Genomic DNA, 22,847 nt, shown 5'->3' on the forward strand with positions numbered 1-22,847 from the left:
ACTACAGGAGGAAACAGGCATGAATTATCCGGTCTGGTATGTCCCGACATTTGGTGGCGGCCTGCTGATCGCCCTGGTGGCGATCGTCCATGTCTTTGTCTCCCACTTTGCCGTGGGTGGGGGGCTCTATCTGGTGCTGGCGGAGCGCAAGGCGTTGCGCGAAAAGAACCAGGCAATTATGGCGTTTGTCAGGAAACATACCAAATTTTTCATGCTGCTGACCATGGTCTTTGGCGGCCTTACCGGGGTGGCGATCTGGTTTATCATCTCCCTGATCCACCCGGCTGCCACCTCGTTGCTGATCCATACCTTTGTCTTTGGCTGGGCCACCGAGTGGGTCTTCTTTTTGGTGGAGATAGTGGCGCTGTTTGTCTACTTCTACACCTTTGGCAAGATGGATGACCGCACCCACCAGGCCATCGGCTGGATCTACTTTGGCGCCGCCTGGATGAGCCTGTTCCTGATCAACGGCATCATAGACTTCATGTTGACGCCCGGTAGCTGGCTTGCCACCAGCAATTTCTGGGACGGTTTTTTTAATCCCACCTTCTGGCCCTCACTGTTCTTCCGCAGCTTCATCAGTTTCATGCTGGCCGGTTGCTATGGTTTTCTGACCGCCACCTTTCTGGAAGACGAGCAGACACGGCACCGGATGATCCGTTATTCCGGGATCTGGGCCCTGGTGTCACTGATCCTGTCGCTGCCGTCCGGCTGGTGGTACATCTCGGCACTGCCTGAGCAGGCCGGCAAACTGGTTACGGGCGCTTCTCCCACCATCGCCCGTGCCGCAACGGTTGCCGCCTTCTCTATGGCTGCCCTGGCGGGCCTGTTGATCACCCTGATCCTGCTCAATCCCAAGGCCCGCACCCGCGGCCTGATTGTGGTGGTAATGATCGCTGCCATGGGTTACATGGGGGCCTTTGAGTGGACCCGTGAGGCTGCCCGCCGTCCCTACGTGATCAATCAGGTCATGTATTCCAATGGAATCCTCGCCAAAGAGGTGGAGCGGATTAACCTGGAAGGGTTTCTGAAAAATGCCAAATGGGTCAAGCACAAGGAGGTCACGGAGGCCAACCAGCTTGAGGCCGGCCGTGAGCTGTTTCTGCATCAGTGTTTTGCCTGTCACACCGTTGGAGGTTTTAACAACGATATCGTCAGCCGCACCAAAAACATGAGTTTTGGCGCCATGCGCAAGTATCTGGCTACCATTCATGAGAAGCGGTACTTCATGCCCCCCTTTGTCGGTAACGAGACAGAGCTCAAGGCGCTGGCAGCCTATCTGACAGCCGGTCTGCACCAGAAGCCGCTCGTCGAAGCTGCCTCCGCAGCGGATGATCGCGGCCAGATGTTATATGAAGAAAATTGTGCCGCCTGTCATGCTGCCGATCAACTGCAACCGAAGATGGTCGGCTGGTCCCAAGAAAAGATACGGACAGCCCTGGATAAACTGGCTGCCTTGAATCCGGCCATGCCTGATTATGATGCGCCGCCTGCTGATAAGGACGCCATGGCCGGTTACCTGTTCGGCCTGAACAACCCGGAGGCAGCTGCTCCGGCCAAGATTCAGGGGGGCACCCTCTACGACGAGAACTGCGCCGTCTGTCATGGCATTGATCAGATCGCCCCGAACCTGAAGACCTGGTCGCGGCAGAAGGTACGCAGTTCGCTTGATAACCTGTCGGCCATCAATCCTGCCATGCCTGACTACACGGGAACTGCTGCCGAAAAAGAAGCCCTGACCGACTATATGGTGCAACAAGCAGGAGGTGCCCAATGAACCCGAGCAGCCTGATTCCTGTCGCCGATAGCTTGACCGCCCATTGGGGCTGGTTCCAGTTCCTGTTGATGTTGACCTTTCCGCTACACCTGCTGGCCATGAATGCCATGCTTGGTTCTGCCCTGATCGCCTTTGTCGCCCACCTGTTTCCCGGTCAGCAGTATCGTGATCTCTCCCATGAACTGGCCAAGGCCTTGCCTTTTCTGGTGGCCTTTACCGTTAACCTGGGGGTGGCGCCGCTCTTGTTCGTTAATGTGCTGTATGGGCACCTGCTCTACACGAGTACGGTGCTGATGGGCCTGTTCTGGTTATCGGTAATCCCGATCCTGATCATCGCTTACTATCTGGCCTACATCTATGATTTCAGCTTCAAGCGGCTGGGTAATGCCGGCATGTTCATCGTACTGCTGGTGCTGGCGTTGCTGCTGCTGGTCGGCTTCTTTTTCAGCAACAATATGACCATGATGATCGCGCCGACCAGCTGGGAACGCTGGTTTTCTGTATCGAACGGTAGCCTGCTCAATCTGGCCGATCCGACCCTGCTGGCCCGTTACCTGCACATGATCACCGGAGCCCTGGCGGTTGGTGGGTTGTGTGTGGCTTTGTATGCACAGGTGGTGCTCAAACGACAGCCGCTCGTGGCGGAGGCCGGGGTGCGGATCGGGATGCAATGCTTCAGCTGGTTGACCTTGTTGCAGCTGGTGGTCGGTACCTGGTTCCTGTTGACCCTGACACCGGAGGTGCTGAAAGGTTTCATGGGAGGAGATACCCTTGCCACCGCATACTTCGGGGCTGGTTTGCTTTTGGCTCTGGCTACTCTGGTGACCGGTTTCCGGCGACAGGTGCTGGCAACGGTCTGGCTGACCGTGCCGTTGGTTTACCTGATGTCCTTCATGCGGGACAGCGTTCGTAGCGGGTATCTGGCTCCCTATTTTGATCCTGCCACGGTGCCGGTGTCGGTGCAGTGGTCACCCTTGCTCCTGTTTTTAATCAGTCTTGTCGTGGGACTTGCTCTGGTGGTCTGGATGCTTATGCAGTTGCCATCGTTAAAAAAATCAGCCAGACAAGACTGAAAAAGTCCTGTTATTGATTGGTTAACTGGTGGTGAGAGATTGACATAAAGATATGAATATGTTTTTATACACCGATTAATTGGTCTGTAGTGCCCGACAACCCTGCCGGGCTTATTTATCTGCTGCACGAGAAAGGGGAAGCGTATGAAAGGGATGAAGGCTGTGATGGCAGTGCTGACTGCCGCCCTGGTCCTGGTGGCGTTCCAGGCATTTGCCGGGCCTGACCACAAGGATTTTGTCAAAGGTCCGTTCACCAAGGGACAGGATGTAACCAAGCAGTGCTTGGAGTGTCACGAGAAGCAGGCTGAAGATGTAATGAAGACCTCCCACTGGACCTGGTCTGGTACTCCCAACCATGTCAAAGGTATGGAGAAGAGCACCAAGAAGTATGGCAAGACCAATATGATCAACAACTTCTGCACCACCGTCTTCAACGGCCCCGATGGTATGGTGCGTGAATCCTGTCACAAGTGCCACGCCGGCTACGGCTGGACCCGCACCAAGTTCGACCTGACTGACAAGACCCGGGTTGACTGTCTGGTCTGCCACGCCCAGAAGGGCAACTATGCCCGCTCCGCTGTTGGCGCTGACGTCGACAAGAAGGCCATGGAGAAGGGTTCCATGAACCTGGAAGAGGCTGCCCAGAGCGTGGGCGCCCCGACCCTCAAGAACTGCGGTTACTGTCACTTCTTTGGTGGCGGCGGCGATGCCGTTAAGGTGCCTGGCCTGGATTCCACCCTTGAGTATGCAACCAAGGATCAGGATGTGCATATGGCCAGCAAGGCCAAGGGCGGCGCAGGTCTTTCCTGCCAGGCCTGCCACAAGACCAAGGATCACCAGATCGCTGGCGCTTCCAGCCAGATGGCTCACCATGAAGGCCATGTGAACTGCACCGATTGCCACAGTGGTGCCAAGGCGCCGCACCAGAAGTCCAAGAACAAGGCCATCATCGAGAAGCACACCGCTTCCGTGGCCTGCCAGACCTGCCATATCCCCACCATCTCCCGTGGCCAGGCCACCAAGACTTCCTGGAAGTGGTCCGATGTAGGCAAAAAGATCGAAGCCGAAGAGCAGTTCGACAAAGAGACCTTTGCCAAGCACAAGGGGACCTTTACCTATAACATGAACTACGTACCGACCTACGCCTGGTACAATGGTCAGATCGAGCGCTACATGGTGGGCGACAAGATCAAGGACCCCTCCAAGCCGGTAACGATGTACAAGCCGGTGGGCAGTATCAAGGATAAGTCCGCCAAGATCTATCCCTACAAGTACTACACCGGTGACCAGCCGATGGACAGCAAGTTCAAGTACCTGAGTACCTTCCAGCAGTACAAGGAGCTGTGGGTGAACTTTGACTGGGAGAAGGCTCTGGTGAATGGCGCCAAGAGCTCGGAAGGCCTGCCCTATAGTGGCAAGTACCAGTTTGTCAAGACCGAATCCTATCTGAGCGCTGGGCACGAAGTTGCTCCCAAGGAGCAAGCCCTGCAGTGTGGCGAGTGCCACATGGGCGCCAAGCGGATGGACTGGAAGGCCCTCGGCTATAAGGGCGACCCGATGCAAGTGGGTGGCCGGGTGATCAAGGCTGGCAAGAAGTAGTAGTCAGTTGCTGACGTAGTATTAAACGCCGTCCGGCCTGTCTGCCGGACGGCGTTTTTCTTTATCTGGACAAGCTGTGTAACTGGTTTAGAATGCAAAAGGAAACAGGCCGACATAGAATCTAGAACGGGGGCTGTCATGCTACGATTTTTTATTGGTGGTCTATTGCTGACGCTTGTACTGGGATGCGGCACCAAACAGCCGGTACTCTATCCGAACCAGTATTTGACATCGGTGGGGGACGAGGTGGCGCAACAGGATATTGAGGACTGCTTTCGGCGTGCTGAGGAGGCAGGGGCTCGAGGCAACCTGGCTACTGAACTGGCGCTGCGTACCGGTAAGACAGCAGTTGTTGGTGGCGCAGCTGGTGCAGTTGCCGGGGCAATCAGTGGTTCTGTTGGTCAGGGAAGCCTGATTGGTGCGGCAACCGGCGGAACCGTCGCCTTGGTGAGCGGTCTGTTCGACGTCAGTGAGCCCGACCCGTTAGTGATGCGTTTCGTGGAACAGTGTCTGTTTGAAAAAGGATACCAGGTGCTGGGATGGCGCTAAGATGCTAAATGGTGATTTGTGTCAGGGTTCTGCTGGCGTGGGTGGTTGGCGTCCGGTTTTTTTAAGGTATTCGAAAAACCCCTTTTCAAAGATCAGCTCAATTTCACCTTTGGGCTTGTTTTCAGCATGTTTTTTGAAGTAGACGACAATACTGCTCAACAGGATGATCACAACCAGCGTCAGCAGGGCGCGAAAGATTTTTGCCTGCAGTAGCTCCGCATTGCTCAGTTCGCGTTTGTCGCTCTTGATGTTCCGCCCCAGGTACTGTTCCCGCAATTGCCGAATACGTTTTAACTGTACGTTTGAGATATGTTTGACGATACAGTCTCGGTCGCGTTCATCAATGAACAGAAATTCTATGCTGGTATTGAAACTTTCACGTTGCAGCTGTTTGCTGGCAGCATAGTTTTGGGTACACAGCACCACACGTCCCACTGCGTCAATAATGCGGGGTTGCGGTTCGGTAGGGACGTAAATCTCGAGTACCATCAGATCATCAACCCTGAACTGGTGATGAAGCAGGATTCGCAGACCACCACCGCTGATGTTGGCAGCCAAGGGGATTACATCGTCCCAGCTGTTATCAGCCGTCGTATCTTCAACTTCTTCCTCGGTTTCAAGATCAGTTTCATCAAGGGCCGCTGTCGACGGCTCCAGCTCTTCCTGGGGGAACTGCTCCTCGTGCTGGGGCAGCATCAAGCGCTGCCAGGGCTTTTTTTCGTGCTGTTTGCGCTCAAGCTCTGCTGCTGCTCGTGCCTCGCGCTTGGCGATCCAGTCCTCACGGAGCCGGCGCTCGCTGGTGTGCGTCGAAATAAAGTATTTGATCGGCAGGAAGGCATCAATGCGGTAAAACTCGCGCAGTTCGTCAGAGACAATCTCGCCGATCAGGCGTAGCAGGAGTTCGCGTTGCCTTCCTTCTGTTACGATGATGGCACGGCAGGAGTAGCCGTTGTTGTCCTTGCCGCCACGGATATCAAGGATAATTCCCATTGAAAGCAGCACACCATCAGGTAGCACGTCACGTGACAGCTGCAACTCCAGCAGGTCTTCATCGATGTCATTGATGATGGCCCAATCGTGGAACACCGATCCGCCAGGGACCGGAATGCCCACATTGACCTTCATCCCTATTGAAAAGTGTTCGGTGTAGTGGTCGTAGGCACCCATGGCTGGGAGGGTTAGACCTTTGCCGCTGCATTCAACTCCTGCAGCAGTTGTTCAATGGAGAGTTTGTGGAACTTGGCGCCATGCTCCAGGGTTTCCAGATCGGCGATCTGGCATTCGAAGCATTCCAGTTTATAGCGGGCAAAGACATCGACGGTGGCGGGGTACTGCCGGATGATGTCGCCGATAATCATCTCTTTGGTGATCATGAGCAGACCTTTCGATACAGGCAGACGTAAAAAAGGGGGACGCCGGAGCGTCCCCCTGATAGTTACTTGAGGTTCTTGATCGCTTCTTCGATACGATCCATTCCCTTTGTTATGTTTTCCATGCTGATGGCGTAGGAGAGCCGCGCATAACGGTCATCGCCGAAGGCAATGCCAGGCACCAGCGCAACCTTGGCGTCTTCCAGCAGGTAGGCGGCAAAGTCGGTGGAGTTTTCAATCTTCTTGCCGGCCGGGGTGGTCTTGCCATAACAACCGGAAAAATTGGGAAAGACGTAGAAGGCGCCGTTGGACTTGAAGCAGGAGACCCCCGGCATGGCGTTCAGACGATCGACAATATAAGTGCGACGCTTTTCGAATTCAACGCACATGGCGGCAACAGCGTCCTGTGAACCGTTCATCGCTTCAACAGAGGCCTTCTGTGCGATGGAGGTGGCATTGGAGGTCGATTGAGACTGCATCTTGGTCATGGCAGCCATCAGCTCTTTAGGGCCACAGGCATAGCCGATCCGCCAGCCGGTCATGGCGTAGGTCTTGGAAACACCGTTCACCACGATGGTGCGGCTTTTCAGTTCCGGTACCACTTGGGCGATGTTGTAAAATTTCAGACCATCGTAAATCAGACGCTCGTAGATGTCGTCAGCCACCACCAGAACGTGGTCGTGCTTGAGCAGCACCTGGCCCAGTGCGGCCAGCTCTTCCTTGCTGTAGGTTGAGCCGGTCGGGTTGCAGGGCGAGTTGAGGATCAGGTACTTGGTCTTGGGGGTGATTGTCTTGTCCAGCTGGTCCGGAGTGATCTTGAAGCCGGTGGACTCATCGGTCATGATAAAGACCGGAGTGCCGCCAGCCAGAACCACCTGGTCGGGGTAGGAAACCCAGTAAGGACCAGGGATGATGACTTCATCTCCTTCCTGGATCAGGGCCTGTGAGATGTTGTACAGGGTGTGCTTGGCGCCACAGGCCACCGAGATCTCGTCGCGGGTGTACTCCAGGCCATGATCACGCTTCATCTTGGCGATGATGGCGTCCTTCAGGTCGTCAGCGCCGCCCACCGGCATGTAGCGGGTAAAACCGGCATCAATCGCCTTTTTGCCAGCCTCACGAATGTTGGCAGGGGTATCAAAATCGGGCTCGCCGGCACCGAAGCCGACCACATCCACCCCTTGTGCCTTAAGCGCTTTAGCCTTGGCGTCGATGGCCAGGGTAGGAGAGGGTTGAATCTTGTTGACGCGATCTGCGAGTTTCATGGAAGTTCTCCTTCGTTTCAGGTAGTCACAACAAAAACTGATGTAGGTACGTTACCGTTTGTTCAGCTTGTATTTCGTTACCATGGCAGCCTTAACCTCTGGCGGCACAAAGCTGTCGACATTGGCACCCAGCGAGCAAACCTCCCGAACGATGGAAGAGGAGAGGTAGCCGTACTGAACTGAGGTCATCATGAACAGGGTCTCTACTTCATGGCCAATGGTGCTGTTCATCTGGGCGATCTGGAATTCATACTCAAAATCCGAGATGGCACGTAGACCACGTATAACCACATGGGCCTTTTGTGCGGCCACATAATCTATCAGAAGCCCGGTGAAGGTGTCAACGGAGACCCGTTCTTCATCCTTCAAGACGGTGCGGATCAGTTCAACGCGCTCGTCAATGCTGAATAGGGCGTTTTTCTGGGAGTTGCGGGCAACTGCCACGATTACCCGGTCAAAGATGCGTAGACTGCGCTGGATGATGTCCAGGTGACCGTAGGTGACCGGGTCGAAGGAGCCTGGATAGATGGCAATGCGGCTATGGGGCATCGTTCCCCTCCAAGACGTAAAATGCAAGGGCGGTATCACCGTAGACCCGACGATCAGTAAGCCGGCAGCTTCCGACCCGTTCCGGCAGGTTTTCACGGGTTGCGGCCTCTGCAACCGCCAACCCGGTTGGCGTTAACAGCGGCGTAAGGCGCTCCAGTGCCTTCACCTGCAACCCCTGATTGTAAGGTGGGTCGATCAGGATTAGGTCAAAGTGGGCCTGTTGGCGAATCAGTTGGTCAAGCGCATGCCATGCATCAAGTCCGATGATCGTTGCCCGGTTTGCCAACTTGGTGTGTAGCAGATTTTTGCGTAACGCCTCAAGTGCCGGCCGGGATTTGTCTACCAGTGTGACGTGGTCAGCGCCGCGGGAGAGGGCCTCGATACCCAGGGCGCCGCTACCGGCAAACAGATCGAGCACCTGTACGCCGCAAACAGCATCGGCGCTATCCAGGATGCTGAAGAGCGCTTCTTTGACCCGGTCGGTGGTTGGCCGGGTGGTTATGCCTGCAGGCGTGGTCAGCTTTAAGCCCCCTGCAGTCCCGGCAATTACCCGCAACGGTTTCCTCCAAATATTTACGGTAATCAGACTGAACAGGGGCAACCCTACCGGAGGGGCTGCTGGCTGTCAAGTGACAACAAAGACGGCGTTTGATGGTCCAAATCAGCCTGTGCAGGGCTGCCTGATTTGTCGGTTTCACATATGAGCTCAGGTATGTTATAGAAAACCAATGTAGTGCTGTTCTGTAATGAATCTGACGGAGAGCTTTATGCCAACCACTTCCCAAAATCCAGTAGCCGTTGCCGAATCAATTATCGCTTCGTTTCAAACACTGCCGACCATTCCAGCCGCAGCAACCCGTGCGATTCAGTTGTTGAACGGGCCAGATCCCGATCTGTCGGAAGTGGCGGATATCATACTTGCCGATCAGGTGATTGCGGCACGGGTGATACGGATCATCAATTCGCCGTTGTACAAGCTGCTGCATGAAGTGGAATCAGTCAAACAGGCCCTGATTTATCTGGGGCCGCAAAAGGTGTTTGAGATTATTCTCACCTCCTGCTTTCTTGAGCTTACCGACAGCCGTACCTTGGCCGGTATCCGTCCACAGAGTTGTTGGGAGCACTCCTTTGGTGTGGCGCTGGTTGCCCGTAATCTGGCTGAGCTAAGTGGTGTGGTAAAACCTGAAATGGCCTACGTTTCAGGGATTTTGCACGATGTCGGCGAGGTGATTCTGATGCATTATCGGCAGGATCAGTTCAGGGAGGCCGTTCAACGTTCCGTAGAGCGTGAGCTTGATCTGCATGATGCCGAACGTGAGATTTTTGGCACGACCCATTGTGAGATCGGGGCCCTATTGGCTGCACAGTGGCATTTTCCCGAGCTGCTTACACAGGTGATCATGCATCACCATGCAGATCAGATGGAACTGAAGACTCCCTTGATACAGGTGGTTCATCTGGCAGACCAGATTTGCAGTGATGTCCGCCTGAAATGCTCCATGGATGTTGAGGTGCCAGGTGTCGGGGCGGGGGTTTACGGAGCGCATCTGCCTGAACTTGAAAAACAGCTTGCCCAGTTGGGGGTGACGGATATGGATGCCTTCCGTAAGGCATTGACCCAAATGGTCGATCATATTAAAGCAGCTGTGCAGGCCATCTACACGTAGAATAGTGCGCTGTATCCTTGCTGTTGTCATTTCCTACATAGGGGACAAAATGGCGTCAATCTCTTGGTCCAGCTCTTCAAGCCGGTCGGCAAAGGGGGCCGTAACGTCGCCCATGGCACCGTAAAGTGGTGAGTGTGCCGTCTCAGGTGCTGGTGTGTCGGTCTTGGTCAGCAGGTCCGATATATGGACCACCTCAACCAGTTTGGGGTAGTGTACCGCGTTTAGCGGGTTGTGGTGATGCCTGATTACTTCTTGAATGTCTTCACTCAGGTTCCATTTTTTAGCCACCAACCCTCCCACCACACTGTGATGGTCCATGATCATCTGATCCCGTTTTTCTGCAGGCAGGTCGTATTCCGCCAACAGTTCCAGCATCACAATCCAGCCCAGATCATGCAGCAATCCGCAGACAAATGCCTGGTCATGGTTGCAGCCCATGTCCCTGGCCAGTTGTTTGGCAATCATGCCCGTGGCCATGCTGTGCCGCAGCAGAGCCTGAACCTGCTGGGCATTGCGGGGTGAAAAACCGCTCAAGGCGTGTACGGTCACGATACTGAGCAGGGATTTGAGGCCCATATAGACCACGGCCTCGCGCAGGGTGCTGATATTGCTGCGGCGACCATAAAAACTGGAATTGCAGACACGCAACACCTTTGAAACCAGGATCGGGTCGTCGACGCAGTCGATGATCTCGTCAACCATCAGATTGGGATTGTTGATCCGGCTCATCAGCTGTTGCATCTCTGTAGGCAAGGGCGGAAGGTTGATGGCGCCCTTGCGTATCAGGTCAAACATCTCATCCAGCACTGAATCGGTGCTGGCCTTGCCGGCCAGGTTGGTTTCGTCGATCAATACCGCCGATTCCATCAGCACTTTGGTGGTTGGCAGGGTGACCGGGCTTGATAATACGGTGAGTGGCAGGTGATCGCTAAAACGGAAGCGCCCGGCCTTCCAAGTGATGACATCGGCCATGGCCCGCTCAGAGAGGGTATTGATCAGGCTGATCAAGCGTTCCAGAGGGATGCCCTGCTCGCTGGAGAGGTAGCCGACACAGGAAATACCGAGTTGTTCGGCTGAGCGCAGTGTCTCGTGGATCACCTCCAGAGGCAGGCCGGTGGTTTGGTGCAGGGCCTCACAGAGTTGTTCATCCTCTTTTTCCGACCAGAGGAATATCAGACGTCCGTCCTGAAAGAAGAACCGTTTGGTGATCTCTTCGTTGGCAACCATCAGCGTACCTGAACGGCGCGACACCTCGATCCATTGCAGCAGGTCTGAAAGCGTCATCAGACTTAAGCTGCCCTCGATGGAGCGGGAGAGCTTGTCGTCATTCTGTTCAAGAAAGCTCATCAGCATGGCTGCAACTCGTCGTTTTAAGGTCGTGTTATTGGTAGGCAGGAGTATAGCGACGCTTTTCAGTTTTGCAAGTCAGCATGTCAACTTTCTTCGGCCAGCATGCGCGCAAAAAAATCCATACCCAGATCAGCCGGCTCAGTCGTTAACGCAGCTGCTGTGTTGTCGGCAATCAGGTGTGGTGGCAGTTCTGCAAGAAAGCGGCTCGGACAACGTTCTTCCTTGGTGCCGTACTTGCGACGGGTGAGACAGCGGGAAAGGGTGAGGTGTTCCCGAGCCCGTGTAATGCCCACGTAACAAAGCCGCCGTTCCTCAGCCACTTCCGGGTCTTCTTCTGCGGAGCGATGGTGGGGCAGCAGCCCTTCCTCCAGGCCAACCAGGTACACGTGAGGAAACTCCAGTCCTTTGCTGGCATGCAACGACATTAAGGTCACCGCGTCCTGCGGTTGATGCTCTTCGCCGGTTTCACGGCGGTTGTCTTCGGTAAGTGCAATCCGCTCCAGGAAATCGGTCAGCCCGGCACCGGGTGTGCGCTCCTCAAAGGCTGCCAGGGCGTTCACCAATTGCTCAATGTTTTCTATTCGCTTGCGAGCTTGGTTGTGATCACCCAGCGTGCGGTGCAGCTCTTCGTTGATACCGATCCGTTTGAACAGTGCTGCTGCCTGTGCTGCCATATTGACCGGTTTGAAGTTGGCAAGTTCTGTGCGTAGCAGACTATGGAAGGCGTTGACCGCTTTCCGGGCTGCCTCGATGATGCCGTCTATTTCGTGAACCCGCCCCAAGGCATCAAACAGGGTGGTGCTCTGTTCCAGTGACCACTGATTCAGGCGTAGCATGGTGGTATCGCCAATGCCACGCCGTGGGAAGTTGATGATCCGTACCAGGGCCGCTTCATCGCGGGGGTTGGCCAGCACCGCCAGGTAGGCCAGGGTATCCTTGACCTCTTTGCGCTCGAAGAACTTCTGGCCGCCCACCAGAATGTACGGAATCCCCTCCATTCTCAGCGCCTCTTCAAAGGTTCGGCTCTGTGCATTGCTGCGGTAGAGGATGGCAAAGTCCCGCCATGGTCGGCGTTGCTGATACTGGGCCAGTTGCAGTTGTTCCACCACTTGGCGGGCTTCGCTTTCCTCATCCTCGGCCACGATCTGGGCTATCGGTTCACCATCACCGCTGTCGGTCCAGAGGGCCTTGTCGCAGCGGGTCGGGTTATTGCGGATGACTGCGTTGGCTGCAGACAGGATAGTGCCGGTGGAACGGTAATTCTGTTCCAGCTTGATCACTCGGCAGCCGCTGCGCTGGTGTTCAAAGGAGAGGATGTTTTGTACCTCTGCCCCGCGCCAGCCGTAGATCGACTGGTCATCGTCGCCCACCACACACAGATTGCCATGACGCTCGGCCAGCAGGGCGATCAGGCGAAACTGGCAGGCGTTGGTGTCCTGATATTCATCCACCATCAGGTAGCGAAAACGCTGCTGCCAGTAATCCCTGACCTCCGGCAGCGTCTCCAGCATCTGTACCGCCAGCATGATGATGTCGTCAAAATCGATGGCGTTGAACGCCTTCAGCAGTCGTTGATAACGTGGGTAGACCAGTGCTGTGGCCGCATCCAGTTGGTCCGTGCCGCTTGCGGGGTAGCTGTCGGGGCCAATCAGTCCGTTTTTGGCCAGCGAGATGCGCCAGCGAATACTATCCGGGTTATATTGCTTGGGGTCCAGGTTCAGATCCCGCATGGCTTGGCGTAACACACCGGACTGATCGCTTTCGGTGTAGATCGAAAAGGTCGGCTTGTAGCCCAAGCGTCGAATATCGCGCCGTAAGATACGCACACCCAGCGAGTGAAAGGTGCTGATGACCATGCCCTGTGCCGATTTACCGGCCGCAGCCGTTACCCGCTGTTGCATCTCTTTGGCAGCCTTGTTGGTAAAGGTAACCGCGAGGATCTCTTCAGCTGGGATACCCTTTCTTTTGAGCAGGTGTACGATACGGCTGGTAATGACCTGGGTCTTGCCGGAACCGGCGCCTGCCAGTACCAGCAGGGGGCCTTCGGTGTGATGAACCGCTTCGTATTGTTGTGGGTTGAGACGAGCCATGGGGGGTAGGGTGTACCATAAAAGCGGTGACCAGTGCAATCCGTGACCGAACCGGTTTGTTGCAAGATCGTAACAGCAGGGTACAATGGTCACATGCTATACCTCAGGAGGCGCCTGTGTCCGCTGCAAAGAGCATGTTAAAGGGTAAAAAGAATATGAACCATCCTGCTGAACAACAAGCCGTGCATAAGCGTACCGTGGCATCCGAGGCATCTGTCGCTGCTGCTTCGAATCAAACCACTGCGGCTGTTAAATCTGAGAAGCCAACACCACCAGCCAGCAAGACAACGATCAAGGCGCAGGCCCCTCCTTCGTCACCGATCGATCTGGGTGACAGTCAATGGTATCTGAACCGTGAACTGACCTGGTTATCCTTCAATCAACGGGTATTGCACGAGGCTGCTGATCCACGGACACCGCTGTTGGAGCGGGTAAAGTTTCTTGCCATTGTCAGTGCCAATCTGGATGAATTCTTTATGAAGCGGATCGGTGGTCTGAAGCAGCAATTGGCTGCCGATGTGCAGGAGTTGACGCCTGACGGCCGTACGCCACGACAACAGCTGGTTGAGTGTCACCGGGTGATTCGCGAGTTGGATGCCAAACGTGAGCTATTGTATCGCCAGGTTATGAAACTACTCGATGAGAAAGGTATCGAGATCGTCACCTGGAAAGGCCTGTCCGTCAAAGAGCAGAAGCAGTTGAAAGAACACTATGCCCGCGATATTTATCCCCTGCTGACGCCCCAGGCCATTGATCCGGCTCACCCGTTCCCCTTTATCTCCAATCTTTCGCTCAATCTCCTGGTAACCGTTCGTTATCTGAGGGAGAAGGAGGTTTCGCTGGCCCGGGTCAAGGTGCCCTTGGGACCAGGTGTGCCGCGTTTTATGCGGATTGGCAAGGGAGAACGGTTTATTCGGTTGGAAGAGGTGATGGCTGCCAATCTGGGGATGCTGTTTCCTGGCATGAGGGTGGTGGGTTGCGAATTTTTCAGGGTGACCCGTAATGCCAACACCGAAAAGGATGAAGAAACTGCTGATGACCTGGTCTCGATGATTGAATCTGAACTCCAGGAGCGCAGGTTTGCTCCGATTGTTCGACTTGAGGTGGCTACCGGTGTTGACCCGCTGCATAGAGGCCATCTGGCGGCCCAGCTTGAGTTGGACGAAGAAAGTGACGTCTTTGAGGTGCCGGGCATGCTGGCCATGCGTGACCTGTTTGAGCTGGCCCGGCTTAACATCGCCAAGCTGCACGATTCGCCCCATCATCCGGTTGACCCACCGCTGTTTTCGACCAATCGAAATATCTTCCATCTGATCAGGGACGCCGGTTCGGTGCTGGTACACCACCCCTATGAGTCGTTTTCATCTTCGGTGGAACGTTTTCTGAACGAAGCTGCCGACGACCCAAAGGTTTGTGCCATCAAGATGACGCTTTACCGCACCTCTCGAGAGAGCCGACTGGTGGATGCCCTGGTGCGAGCTGCTGAAAATGGCAAGCAGGTGGCAGTGGCAGTGGAGCTGAAGGCCCGTTTTGACGAGGCCGCCAATCTTCTTTTGGCTGAACGGATGGAGGAGGCCGGCATTCACGTCACCTATGGCGTGGTGGGCTTGAAGACTCATTGCAAGGTAACGCTGGTGGTGCGTCGTGACTATTCGGGCATCCGGCGCTATGTGCATATTGGCACCGGTAATTACCATGGGGATACTGCCCGTATTTATAGTGATCTGGGTTTGTTTACCAGTGATGATGTCATTGGTCGCGACGTGACGGAACTGTTCAACTATCTGACGACCGGTTTTACGCCCCGTCGTACCTATCACAAGCTGCTTCCGGCCCCCAAACATCTCAAGCGTGCGCTGCAGGAAAAGATTGAGCGCGAAATAGTACAACACCGTGAAAAAGGTGGCGGTCATCTGCAGTTCAAGATGAATGCCCTTGAAGATGCTGATGTTGTGGCGTCACTGTATCGGGCAACGCAGGCAGGAGTGAAGGTTGACCTGTATGTGCGAGATTCCTGCCGCTTCCGGCCTGGTATTCCCGGCTTGTCTGAAACCGGTCGGGTGGTCAGCATAGTAGGGCGTTTCCTGGAACACAGCCGGATTTACTACTTCCGTAACGGCGGAGCTGAAGAGTATTTCATCGGGTCGGCCGATGCCATGAAACGCAATCTTGAATCCCGGGTAGAGATACTGGTGCCGGTTGAACAGGCTGAGCTTCAACAGCAGTTGCGCTCAATCCTGGATGCCCACGATGTCGACCGCCGTTCTGCCTGGGACATGCAACCAGACGGCAGTTATCAACAGCGCCGAACCAAGACAGGTAGTGAGCAGGTCATCCTGCATCAGTTTTTGATTGATGCAGCGGAGAAGGCCGCCAAAGAAGCCCGTCGTCTAAAAAAACGGATGGCTCGTGTCAAGCTTGGTCGTTAGATCAACTGGGCAGTAACCTGATGTTTTGTGTTGCTGCACGAGTGTAAAAAAACTCCCGCCGCCCACGTGCCTTTCTCTACATACCTTTTGTGCTGCTGGTTACCAGTGCATGACCGTTCATATCTTGTTGCAGTGCAACGTTCAGGTTGCATGGCGTGTTGCTTTATTAATTTACTGATATTATTGGTTATTTTATTTTATTAGTCAGTTGCGTTGCGACTGCAACAACTTGGTTTTTGTGTCATTTGTGGCAAGGTCTTGTAATTATGGGTTTTTTGGGGGTTGGCCCGTAATTTGCTATTGAATTTGCATAGCAGAATGGATTGAGTCTGTAAGCAGGGCAGGAGGAAGCCATGAAAGCAAAACATAACTACGGTGGTTTGGTAGGCGTTGTTCCGTTGTCAGGTAGCAGTCTACTGGAAACCGTTACCATAAGTGGCAGCGAATCACTTGTGCAACGGGCGGATGAGCTCTTTCAGACTGGTAATGAACAAGATGCTCGGGCTGCTGTGCGTGAGGCCTTACAGATAGCCATGCGTCGCCTGGATACCAAGCATGGTGCTGGTCGGGATACAAAGAAAGATACTTCTGATCTGCATGAGGTGTTGTGGAAGGGGGGCGAAGTGCCTACCTGAGCCCAGCCAGATCGAGCAATTTTCCCCATATTCTGTTGAACCACCGGCCAAGCCGTATCGAAATCCGTTCCAGCCAGGTTTCTTCGCCACGCTGTTTTTTTAATACTAACGCCGTGTTAAGGCGTGTTTCATAATCTTGAGGATTAACGGCTTGGGCAAGTCGCAACCATTCCATTGCTCCGTCCAGGTCATTCAACATGGCCAGTGAGATGCCAAGCTGGCGCATGGCATCATAGTCCTGGTCGTTAATCAGCAAGGCCCGTTTGAACCACCCCAGCGCCTCCTGGTCATCTCCCAACTTGGAATACGAAACCCCCACCTGACGCAGGGCATCGGCATCATGGGGATTGACAGCCAGAGCGGATTCAAAGAATGTGATGGCTTTTCGATCCCTGTCCAACCGCGAATGGGCGATTCCCATGCAACGCAACGTGTCTGCATCGTGAGGATCAAGCGTCAGGACCTTGTCAAAGGTTCGGACTGCGCTCCAGGTTTTATTGCTCATCAGTTGCCAGATCCCGACACCGCGCAGCAGGAAAACATCGTCAGGGGCAAGCTCCGCTGCCTCGTGGAGTAGACGTCCCTGCTCTTTGGTGCTGCGGTTCAGATACCAGGCCGCTTCGGCTTGAAAATAGCGCTCATAAGCAGGAGTGCCCTGCGATTTTTCGAGCGCAGTGGTCAGAGCCTGTTGCCCCTCATCTATTCGTCCTAAGTCAAACAGATCATCAATCTGGGCGGCTAATTGTTGCAGCGCTGACCGTTCCACGTTGTGAGAGCTCCCCAAGTTAGTTGTCTGATAATCCGTAACGTTTCATCCATCGCCACAGGGTAGTACGTTCCACGCCGAGTTCTCGCGCAGCGTCTGCGCGATTGCCGTTATGGGCTGCCAAGACCTTGCTGATCTCTTCAGCTGTTGGGAGGCGGCCGCTTCGGCGTGGTTCAGCTGTCGTTGCACCAACAGTGTTTTCAATAAAACTGCGTGGCAGGTGCTCCAACTGGATTTCATTTCCTTTGCACAAAATGACAGATTGTTCAAGCAGGTTCAAGAGCTCACGCACATTACCCGGGAAACTGTGGTGTAGTAAAAGCTTTAAGACATCAGGGGCAACATTACGAACTTTTTTGTTATAGGACAGGTTAAAACGTTGCAAGGCCATATCCACCAACAGGGGGATATCCTCGAGGCGTTCTCGTAATGGCGGTATGTTGAGGGTAACAATATTGATTCTGAAGTAGAGATCCTGACGGAAGGTCCCGTTGGCAACCATCTCTTCCAGGTTGCGGTGCGTGGCGGTGATAAAACGTACGTCCGCCTTGATCGGAGCGCGTGCGCCCAATGGCTGGAACTCATGATTTTCGAGCACACGCAGCAGTTTGACCTGTAGCGGCAATGGAAGATCGCCGACCTCATCAAGGAAAAAAGTGCCCCCCTGACAGAGCTCTAAGCGGCCAGGACGGTTTTCTGTAGCCCCGGTAAAGGCGCCTTTGCGTACGCCAAAAATCTCTGACTCAAGCAGTGTTTCCGGCAGAGCACCACAGTTGACGATCACCAGCGGGCCGTTGCGACGGGGGGACAGCTCATGAATGGCCCTGGCAAACAACTCCTTGCCGGTGCCTGATTCGCCATGCAGAAAGACGGTGGCATCGCTGGCAGCTATATCTTCCATCACATCAAACAGTCGGCGCATGACTGGATTGCGGCTTACCAGGCTACGGAAGGTATATTTGTCACGCAGTTCTTCCCGCATGCTGCTGATTGGGGTCAGGTCACGCACGGTTTCAATGCCGCCCATTACCTTGCCAGCGCAGTCATACAGGGTTGAACAGCTGACCGAGATCAGTTTTTTACGGCCGGAACGATCAGTTATATCCACTTCTCGTTGAATCGATTGTCCGGTTGCTATCGCCTCGACCATTGGACAGGCGCCGGTGCACACCTCGGTCTTAAAGATTTCGTAGCAGGGGCGGCCGATGGCCTCATCATGACTGACACCGGTTATCTCTTCACAGGCCCGGTTAAAGTGGGTAATCAGCATCCCCTCATCAACGGTGAACAGGCCGTCAGGAACCGAGTCCATAATGGCGTAGATTCTCCGCAGGCTGCGGATGGTCTCGACGCCGCCGATCGGATTGCCTTCACCGTCATACAGTATAGAGGCGCTTACTGATACCGGCACCGGTTCATCCTGGCAATTTTGTATGGTTACCTCACGGTTGAGTACCGGCTTGCCTTTTTCGATTGCCTCCCGTACCGGACACCTGCTGAAGCAGACGGCAGTGCGGAAAACCTCATGGCATGGCCTGCCAACAGCTTTTTCACGCGGTATGCCGGTTATCAGTTCTGCAGCCCGGTTATAGGCCATGATCTTCATGTCTCGGTCGACGGTAAAAACGCCGTCTGCGACTGAGTCCATGACATGGCTGGCATATTCGAGGTGTTCGCAGTTTTTTTGCTTGGTCATTGCCTCTCCACCCGGGATAGGTCGGGAGCTTACTATCAGGACTTAACGGAACAACGTAGTTGGCGTTCGGTGTGGTTGCGCGAGATGCGCATCAGCATGACGCCGGTCATGGAAAGCAGGACACCGCCGACCAGCAAGCTAAAACCGGTCACCGTCCGATCATTGGCGCCAAAGGCCAGCAGGCCAATGCCGCTAAACGTGCTGATGCCGCCGCAAATATACAGCACCAGAGCAAGTATGGGAACTGTTTGTGATGCCTTCATAATTCATTCCTTCCTGCAGGATGTAAACAGGGGACGCAGCCGATGCTGCGTCCCCTGGCCTTAAAGGTTTACTTCAAGAAGGCAAACAGCATGCCCACCACCAGTGCCAGGCCGGTAAAGACAGCCAGGAATCCGAAGGTCTTGAAGAGGAAGTCATACACCACGCCGCTTGGCTTTTCGCAGACGAAGTTTTCAGTGATACCCTGTTCTTCGTAGCGTTTCCACTGATCGCCGCGCTCCTCGATGAACTCTTCCTTGGACATCTGACCGTTAAAGATCACGAAATCCATCGGGAACTTTTCAGGGCGCCCGTGGGTGTTGAAGAAGTGCACCGTAAAGATGAAGCCGGTAGCCAGCAGCGCCTCGTCAGAGTGGACAATGGTCGCGATGTTCATCATCCAGCCCGGCAGGAACATGCCGAAGAATTCAGGGAACCAGAGGATCAGGCCGGAGCCGCCGATGGCAAACATACCCCAGAAGACGGCGATGAAGTCGAATTTTTCCCAATAGGTCCAGCGTTCAAAGGTGGGCTTGGGGCCCTTGAACAGGAACCACTTAACCATGCCGATAACATCTTTTACGTCGCGGAAGTTAGGCATCAAGGAGTCGGGGCCGAACATCCGTTGCAGGAAGTTGCCCTTGATATCCTTGCGCAGGAACAGGAAGTCAATGCTCATCCAGAGAGCGCCCAGGAAGTAGTAGAAGGTCAACACGGCGCAGCCACGGTGGATCAGGCCGGCATACTCAATACCACCGTAGAAGGACATCAGCGTCTTGGCCCAGCTCTGATCGGCGAACTTGAGCGGCAGACCGGTCAGGGCCAGTCCCAGGAAGCTGACGATCACGGTGAAGTGCAGGAAGATATGGCGCTTGGTGAAGCGCAGATATTGCTTGTGCGGTTCTGTTACGTGATGCACATGGCCTTCTGCAAGCAGACGCTGTTTTTCACGGTTTTCAACGAAACCGCGGAACAGCCAGAGCAGGGTATGGATCCAGAACACGGCAAACGTGCCTACCAACAGTCCGCTCATGGCAAGAAAGGTCCAATAGAGCAGCGGATAGTTCTCGCGGTCGGAATGGCTGCCGTGAGAATAGTACTTGGCAAACAGCGGAGTAGCCTTGGCATGGCAGGTCTGGCAAGACTTGTACAGGTTGTCGGGGTGTACCGATGAGGCGGCATCCTCTTTGGGCAGCACGTTGTGGGCGGTGTGGCAGTCGGAACAACCAGCCGCCTTCTCCAGCATGCCCAGGCGATAGCCCTTGCCGTGGTAGCTCTCCAGGTAGGTTTCCACTGAGGTGTGATTAACGTGGTTACGCTCCATCATCTCTTTGTCATCGTGACATTTGATGCAGGCATCAACGTGGAACATCCGACCTTCAACCGTAGTGGCCGGCTGAACTTTTTTGACGCTGTGTAATCCGTGGCAGTTTGAACAGTCCGGTGCGTCCTTGCTTCCTTTCAGTACTGCCTTGCCATGCACCGACCCTTCAAAGTTTTTGGTGTTGGGATGGCACTTGAGACAGGAGGCCATAACCGCCTTTTTGTCTCCTTTTTTTGCGGTCATGTTGTGAATATCACTGTGACAGGAAGTGCAGGTCAGGCCCTGTTCGGCATGGACGCTCTTAGCAAATTCCTTGGCCTCATTGCCATGGCAGCGGGAGCAGTTAACCTTGTCGAGTTTAACGGCACCCGTCATGTGGCGTTTCAGGTCGGCACTCTGCAGGTGGCAACTGGTACAGCCGTTTTTGCCGTGCGGCGAGGCGCCGAATTGTTCAAGTCTGATCTTTGAACCGTGACAGCCCAGGCAGTTTTCGGGATCATAGGCCATACTGCTGGTTTCGGCAGAAACGAACGCCGGAGCAGCCAGTAAACCAAGGATCACGAACAGAACCAAAATAGGGGTAGCAAGATGTCGCATGGTTTAGTTCTCCTGATGGATAGTGTGATAGATCAACAATTGAGAGCAAAGGTTTGCAGCGTCCGGACGCTGGCGCACCTTGAAACGGAATTCCATCTCCCGCAAAAAAAGAGGAAAGTTGTGGCGAAATCCTCCCTGGTAGCGTGCCAGACCTTTCTTGGCAAACTGCCAGAATTGGCGCGGGAGTTCTGATGCATGATCAGTATGCAACACAAGATGCATCTGGTCCAACAGGTGCCGTTCGATGCTTTCCTGATTGCGTCCATAAAGCCATCCTGCAACATCATCAGTGGTATGCAAGCAGGACGTATCGTTTCTGTCATCGCAAAACAGTAACGATAGTGTATCGGCAGAAACTGCTACGGCGCACACCGGTTGTGCCTGTACACCACATTCTGCCCGTGACGGGCCACTTTCAAAACAGCTGAGGGGGAGTCGATCGCTACCAAAGTGAGCAATTGCTGAATGTTCGCAACAGCGAGCCATCCCTTCACGTGCTCGCAGGAAGTAGCGCTGGACGGTTTTGATATTCAGCTGTAATTCAGCCGACACCGCTGTAGTGGGTGTCATTTCCCAAAAACGCTGAGCGATAACACGGATGGTCCCTTCGGGAAGATGTGAATGTCTGGGGATCGGTGTAAATTTATGGGCGCATTGGGCGCACTTCATCCGACCATCCTCAAGACGGTAGGTTTTCCCTTTGCCGCAAAAGGGGCAATGAAGTGCAGTTGTGGCTGAAACGCTCATGATATCGTCCGGTTTGGTGGTGTAGTCCGAAAATCTGGTGTAGTTGTCGACAAGGCACAAAAAGACAGGAAGGGGTTCCTTCCTGTCTTTTTGATGCAGCTTTAAATCTGGTTAGCTCACCAGTTTGATTGCTATGTGAGAAAGGGCGGGCCAAGCTACTGCCAAACCTGCACCTGCGGCGAACACCCCTGCGACTGCCAGAACCTTACCGATGTACTTACGGTCATCAAGATCAGAATAATTTACTTTTGCCTTCATTGTGAAGCTCCTTTCATGATTTTATCGTTGATGGTTAGTTAAAGAGGCTGACTAATGCACCGACTGCACTGGCTGCTGACCAGGTTACAAAACCTGCCAGGAAGATGGTGATGCCGGCAAATACTGCCAAGCTACCGCGTGCGGTGGTTTCTGCTACCAGGGTCGAGAAATTGCTTTTTGCTTTCATGGTCCTACTCCTTTCGTTGATGCGTAGTTAGTTGTACCTGCTTGCTTTGTTGTCTGTTGATCACTAGATGACGTTAAGTTGTTTTAATAGCCTCTTTGCTGCTTCGCTTCCCTCGCTGAAAACCCTGATGCCGGCGCTGATCATGGTTACGAGGGTTTTTTCATCTGGTTTTTTGCTGCAGACCACCTGCTCCACACCGATGTCATGCAACCACGAGGTCAGAAAGGGTGTCTGCTTTGCATCCCAAATCCCCAGGCTGACTGCTTGCTGTTGGACGGGGCGCTGTGCGTCATGATCGATAATGAAAAAGATCCGTTCAAAGCCACTGGTGGGGTGGGTCAGGTTCCCGTAGTAGGGTATCGCTATCTTTCCAGTGGTCATGGCTTCCTCTCGGTTTGTTTGTTTCGTTTGCTTTCTTCTATTCCACATTACGTGCCAACTGCGATTATTTTTCTTTTAAAAAAATATATCGCAATGATATTGATATGTTATGATTTTTACAAGTAGAGGGGTGTGTAGGCAGGAGATTTGGGTGGCTATGTTGCGTTTGCAACGTGTTCCTGATATGCTTTGTTTATCTTGCTGTAATCAAAGAGATATTTTCTGGCGCAACGCTTGTGCAACGTGTTGCAGTTGATGCAACAGGTGATCAGGCACA

General features: G+C 54.1%; 22 protein-coding genes. 7 read left to right on the forward strand and 15 right to left on the reverse strand.

The window, feature by feature from the left end; genetic code table 11:
• Positions 1-19: 19 nt before the first annotated feature.
• From RBQ93_RS06185 to RBQ93_RS06200, 4 genes are all read left to right on the forward strand, one after another.
• Positions 20-1,777 carry a c-type cytochrome gene (locus RBQ93_RS06185; protein WP_320371198.1) on the forward strand — a complete coding sequence of 586 codons (1,758 nt, stop codon included), beginning with the start codon at positions 20-22 and terminating at the stop codon, positions 1,775-1,777.
• Positions 1,774-2,850: a hypothetical protein gene (locus tag RBQ93_RS06190; protein ID WP_320371199.1), complete on the forward strand. Its 1,077-nt coding sequence runs from the start codon at positions 1,774-1,776 to the stop codon at positions 2,848-2,850. Before RBQ93_RS06185 ends, RBQ93_RS06190 begins: the two co-directional genes overlap by 4 nt.
• Positions 2,851-3,003: 153 nt before the next feature.
• On the forward strand, positions 3,004-4,449 hold the full coding sequence (locus RBQ93_RS06195; protein ID WP_413818363.1) for a tetrathionate reductase family octaheme c-type cytochrome: 1,446 nt from the start codon (positions 3,004-3,006) through the stop codon (positions 4,447-4,449).
• 138 nt (positions 4,450-4,587) lie between these two features.
• Positions 4,588-4,998, forward strand: a complete 411-nt coding sequence (locus tag RBQ93_RS06200) for a hypothetical protein (protein WP_320371201.1) — start codon at positions 4,588-4,590, stop codon at positions 4,996-4,998.
• A gap of 21 nt (positions 4,999-5,019) precedes the next feature.
• On the opposite strand, the gene RBQ93_RS06205 is transcribed toward RBQ93_RS06200, so the two are convergent.
• The 5 genes from RBQ93_RS06205 to rsmD form a co-directional block, all read right to left on the reverse strand.
• Positions 5,020-6,165: a PilZ-like domain-containing protein gene (locus RBQ93_RS06205; RefSeq protein WP_320371202.1), complete on the reverse strand. Its 1,146-nt coding sequence runs from the start codon at positions 6,163-6,165 to the stop codon at positions 5,020-5,022.
• A gap of 11 nt (positions 6,166-6,176) precedes the next feature.
• Positions 6,177-6,371 carry a DUF1858 domain-containing protein gene (locus tag RBQ93_RS06210; protein ID WP_320371203.1) on the reverse strand — a complete coding sequence of 65 codons (195 nt, stop codon included), beginning with the start codon at positions 6,369-6,371 and terminating at the stop codon, positions 6,177-6,179.
• A gap of 62 nt (positions 6,372-6,433) precedes the next feature.
• Positions 6,434-7,633, reverse strand: a complete 1,200-nt coding sequence (locus RBQ93_RS06215) for a pyridoxal phosphate-dependent aminotransferase (protein ID WP_320371205.1) — start codon at positions 7,631-7,633, stop codon at positions 6,434-6,436.
• A gap of 51 nt (positions 7,634-7,684) precedes the next feature.
• Positions 7,685-8,182, reverse strand: coding sequence for a pantetheine-phosphate adenylyltransferase (gene coaD / locus RBQ93_RS06220; RefSeq protein ID WP_320371206.1), 498 nt, complete (start codon positions 8,180-8,182; stop codon positions 7,685-7,687).
• On the reverse strand, positions 8,172-8,738 hold the full coding sequence (gene rsmD / locus RBQ93_RS06225) for a 16S rRNA (guanine(966)-N(2))-methyltransferase RsmD (protein WP_320371208.1): 567 nt from the start codon (positions 8,736-8,738) through the stop codon (positions 8,172-8,174). The genes coaD and rsmD overlap by 11 nt, the downstream gene beginning before the upstream one ends.
• Before the next feature lie 190 nt (positions 8,739-8,928).
• Between rsmD and RBQ93_RS06230 the strand changes: the two genes are divergently transcribed.
• A complete protein-coding gene (locus tag RBQ93_RS06230; RefSeq protein ID WP_320371209.1) occupies positions 8,929-9,849 on the forward strand; it encodes an HDOD domain-containing protein in 921 nt (306 codons plus the stop codon).
• A gap of 33 nt (positions 9,850-9,882) precedes the next feature.
• Here RBQ93_RS06230 and RBQ93_RS06235 read toward each other — a convergent pair whose 3' ends face one another.
• Entirely contained in the window at positions 9,883-11,202 is a 1,320-nt protein-coding gene (locus tag RBQ93_RS06235; protein ID WP_320371210.1) for an HDOD domain-containing protein, read from the reverse strand.
• An 80-nt stretch (positions 11,203-11,282) separates the two neighbouring features.
• Positions 11,283-13,289 carry an ATP-dependent helicase gene (locus RBQ93_RS06240; RefSeq protein WP_320371212.1) on the reverse strand — a complete coding sequence of 669 codons (2,007 nt, stop codon included), beginning with the start codon at positions 13,287-13,289 and terminating at the stop codon, positions 11,283-11,285.
• Between the two features lie 155 nt (positions 13,290-13,444).
• Between RBQ93_RS06240 and ppk1 the strand changes: the two genes are divergently transcribed.
• Together ppk1 and RBQ93_RS06250 are read left to right on the forward strand one after the other, a co-directional pair.
• A complete protein-coding gene (gene ppk1 / locus RBQ93_RS06245; RefSeq protein WP_320371213.1) occupies positions 13,445-15,718 on the forward strand; it encodes a polyphosphate kinase 1 in 2,274 nt (757 codons plus the stop codon).
• Positions 15,719-16,071: 353 nt separating this feature from the next.
• On the forward strand, positions 16,072-16,353 hold the full coding sequence (locus RBQ93_RS06250) for a hypothetical protein (protein ID WP_320371214.1): 282 nt from the start codon (positions 16,072-16,074) through the stop codon (positions 16,351-16,353).
• Here the strand turns inward: RBQ93_RS06250 and RBQ93_RS06255 are convergent.
• The 8 genes from RBQ93_RS06255 to RBQ93_RS06290 all read right to left on the reverse strand — a co-directional run bounded on the left by RBQ93_RS06255 (position 16,346) and on the right by RBQ93_RS06290 (position 22,570).
• Positions 16,346-17,119 carry a tetratricopeptide repeat protein gene (locus RBQ93_RS06255; RefSeq protein WP_320371215.1) on the reverse strand — a complete coding sequence of 258 codons (774 nt, stop codon included), beginning with the start codon at positions 17,117-17,119 and terminating at the stop codon, positions 16,346-16,348. The two genes, RBQ93_RS06250 and RBQ93_RS06255, sit on opposite strands and share 8 nt — an antisense overlap.
• A 19-nt stretch (positions 17,120-17,138) precedes the next feature.
• A complete protein-coding gene (locus tag RBQ93_RS06260) occupies positions 17,139-18,815 on the reverse strand; it encodes a sigma 54-interacting transcriptional regulator (RefSeq protein ID WP_320371217.1) in 1,677 nt (558 codons plus the stop codon).
• A gap of 35 nt (positions 18,816-18,850) precedes the next feature.
• Positions 18,851-19,078, reverse strand: coding sequence for a hypothetical protein (locus tag RBQ93_RS06265; protein ID WP_320371218.1), 228 nt, complete (start codon positions 19,076-19,078; stop codon positions 18,851-18,853).
• Between the two features lie 68 nt (positions 19,079-19,146).
• Entirely contained in the window at positions 19,147-20,997 is a 1,851-nt protein-coding gene (locus RBQ93_RS06270) for a cytochrome c3 family protein (protein ID WP_320371219.1), read from the reverse strand.
• Positions 20,998-21,000: 3 nt separating this feature from the next.
• Complete coding sequence (locus tag RBQ93_RS06275) at positions 21,001-21,744, reverse strand: hypothetical protein (protein WP_320371220.1); 744 nt, start codon at positions 21,742-21,744, stop codon at positions 21,001-21,003.
• Between the two features lie 111 nt (positions 21,745-21,855).
• Positions 21,856-22,002: a hypothetical protein gene (locus RBQ93_RS06280; protein ID WP_320371221.1), complete on the reverse strand. Its 147-nt coding sequence runs from the start codon at positions 22,000-22,002 to the stop codon at positions 21,856-21,858.
• Positions 22,003-22,036: 34 nt separating this feature from the next.
• A complete protein-coding gene (locus RBQ93_RS06285) occupies positions 22,037-22,189 on the reverse strand; it encodes a hypothetical protein (RefSeq protein WP_320371222.1) in 153 nt (50 codons plus the stop codon).
• Between the two features lie 63 nt (positions 22,190-22,252).
• The gene (locus RBQ93_RS06290; RefSeq protein WP_320371224.1) at positions 22,253-22,570 is read right to left on the reverse strand and encodes a hypothetical protein; all 318 of its coding nucleotides are present in this window, start codon (positions 22,568-22,570) and stop codon (positions 22,253-22,255) included.
• Positions 22,571-22,847 lie beyond the last annotated feature (277 nt).

Source organism: Trichlorobacter sp. (genome assembly GCF_034008105.1).
In the GTDB taxonomy this organism is placed as follows: Bacteria; Desulfobacterota; Desulfuromonadia; order Geobacterales; family Pseudopelobacteraceae; genus Trichlorobacter.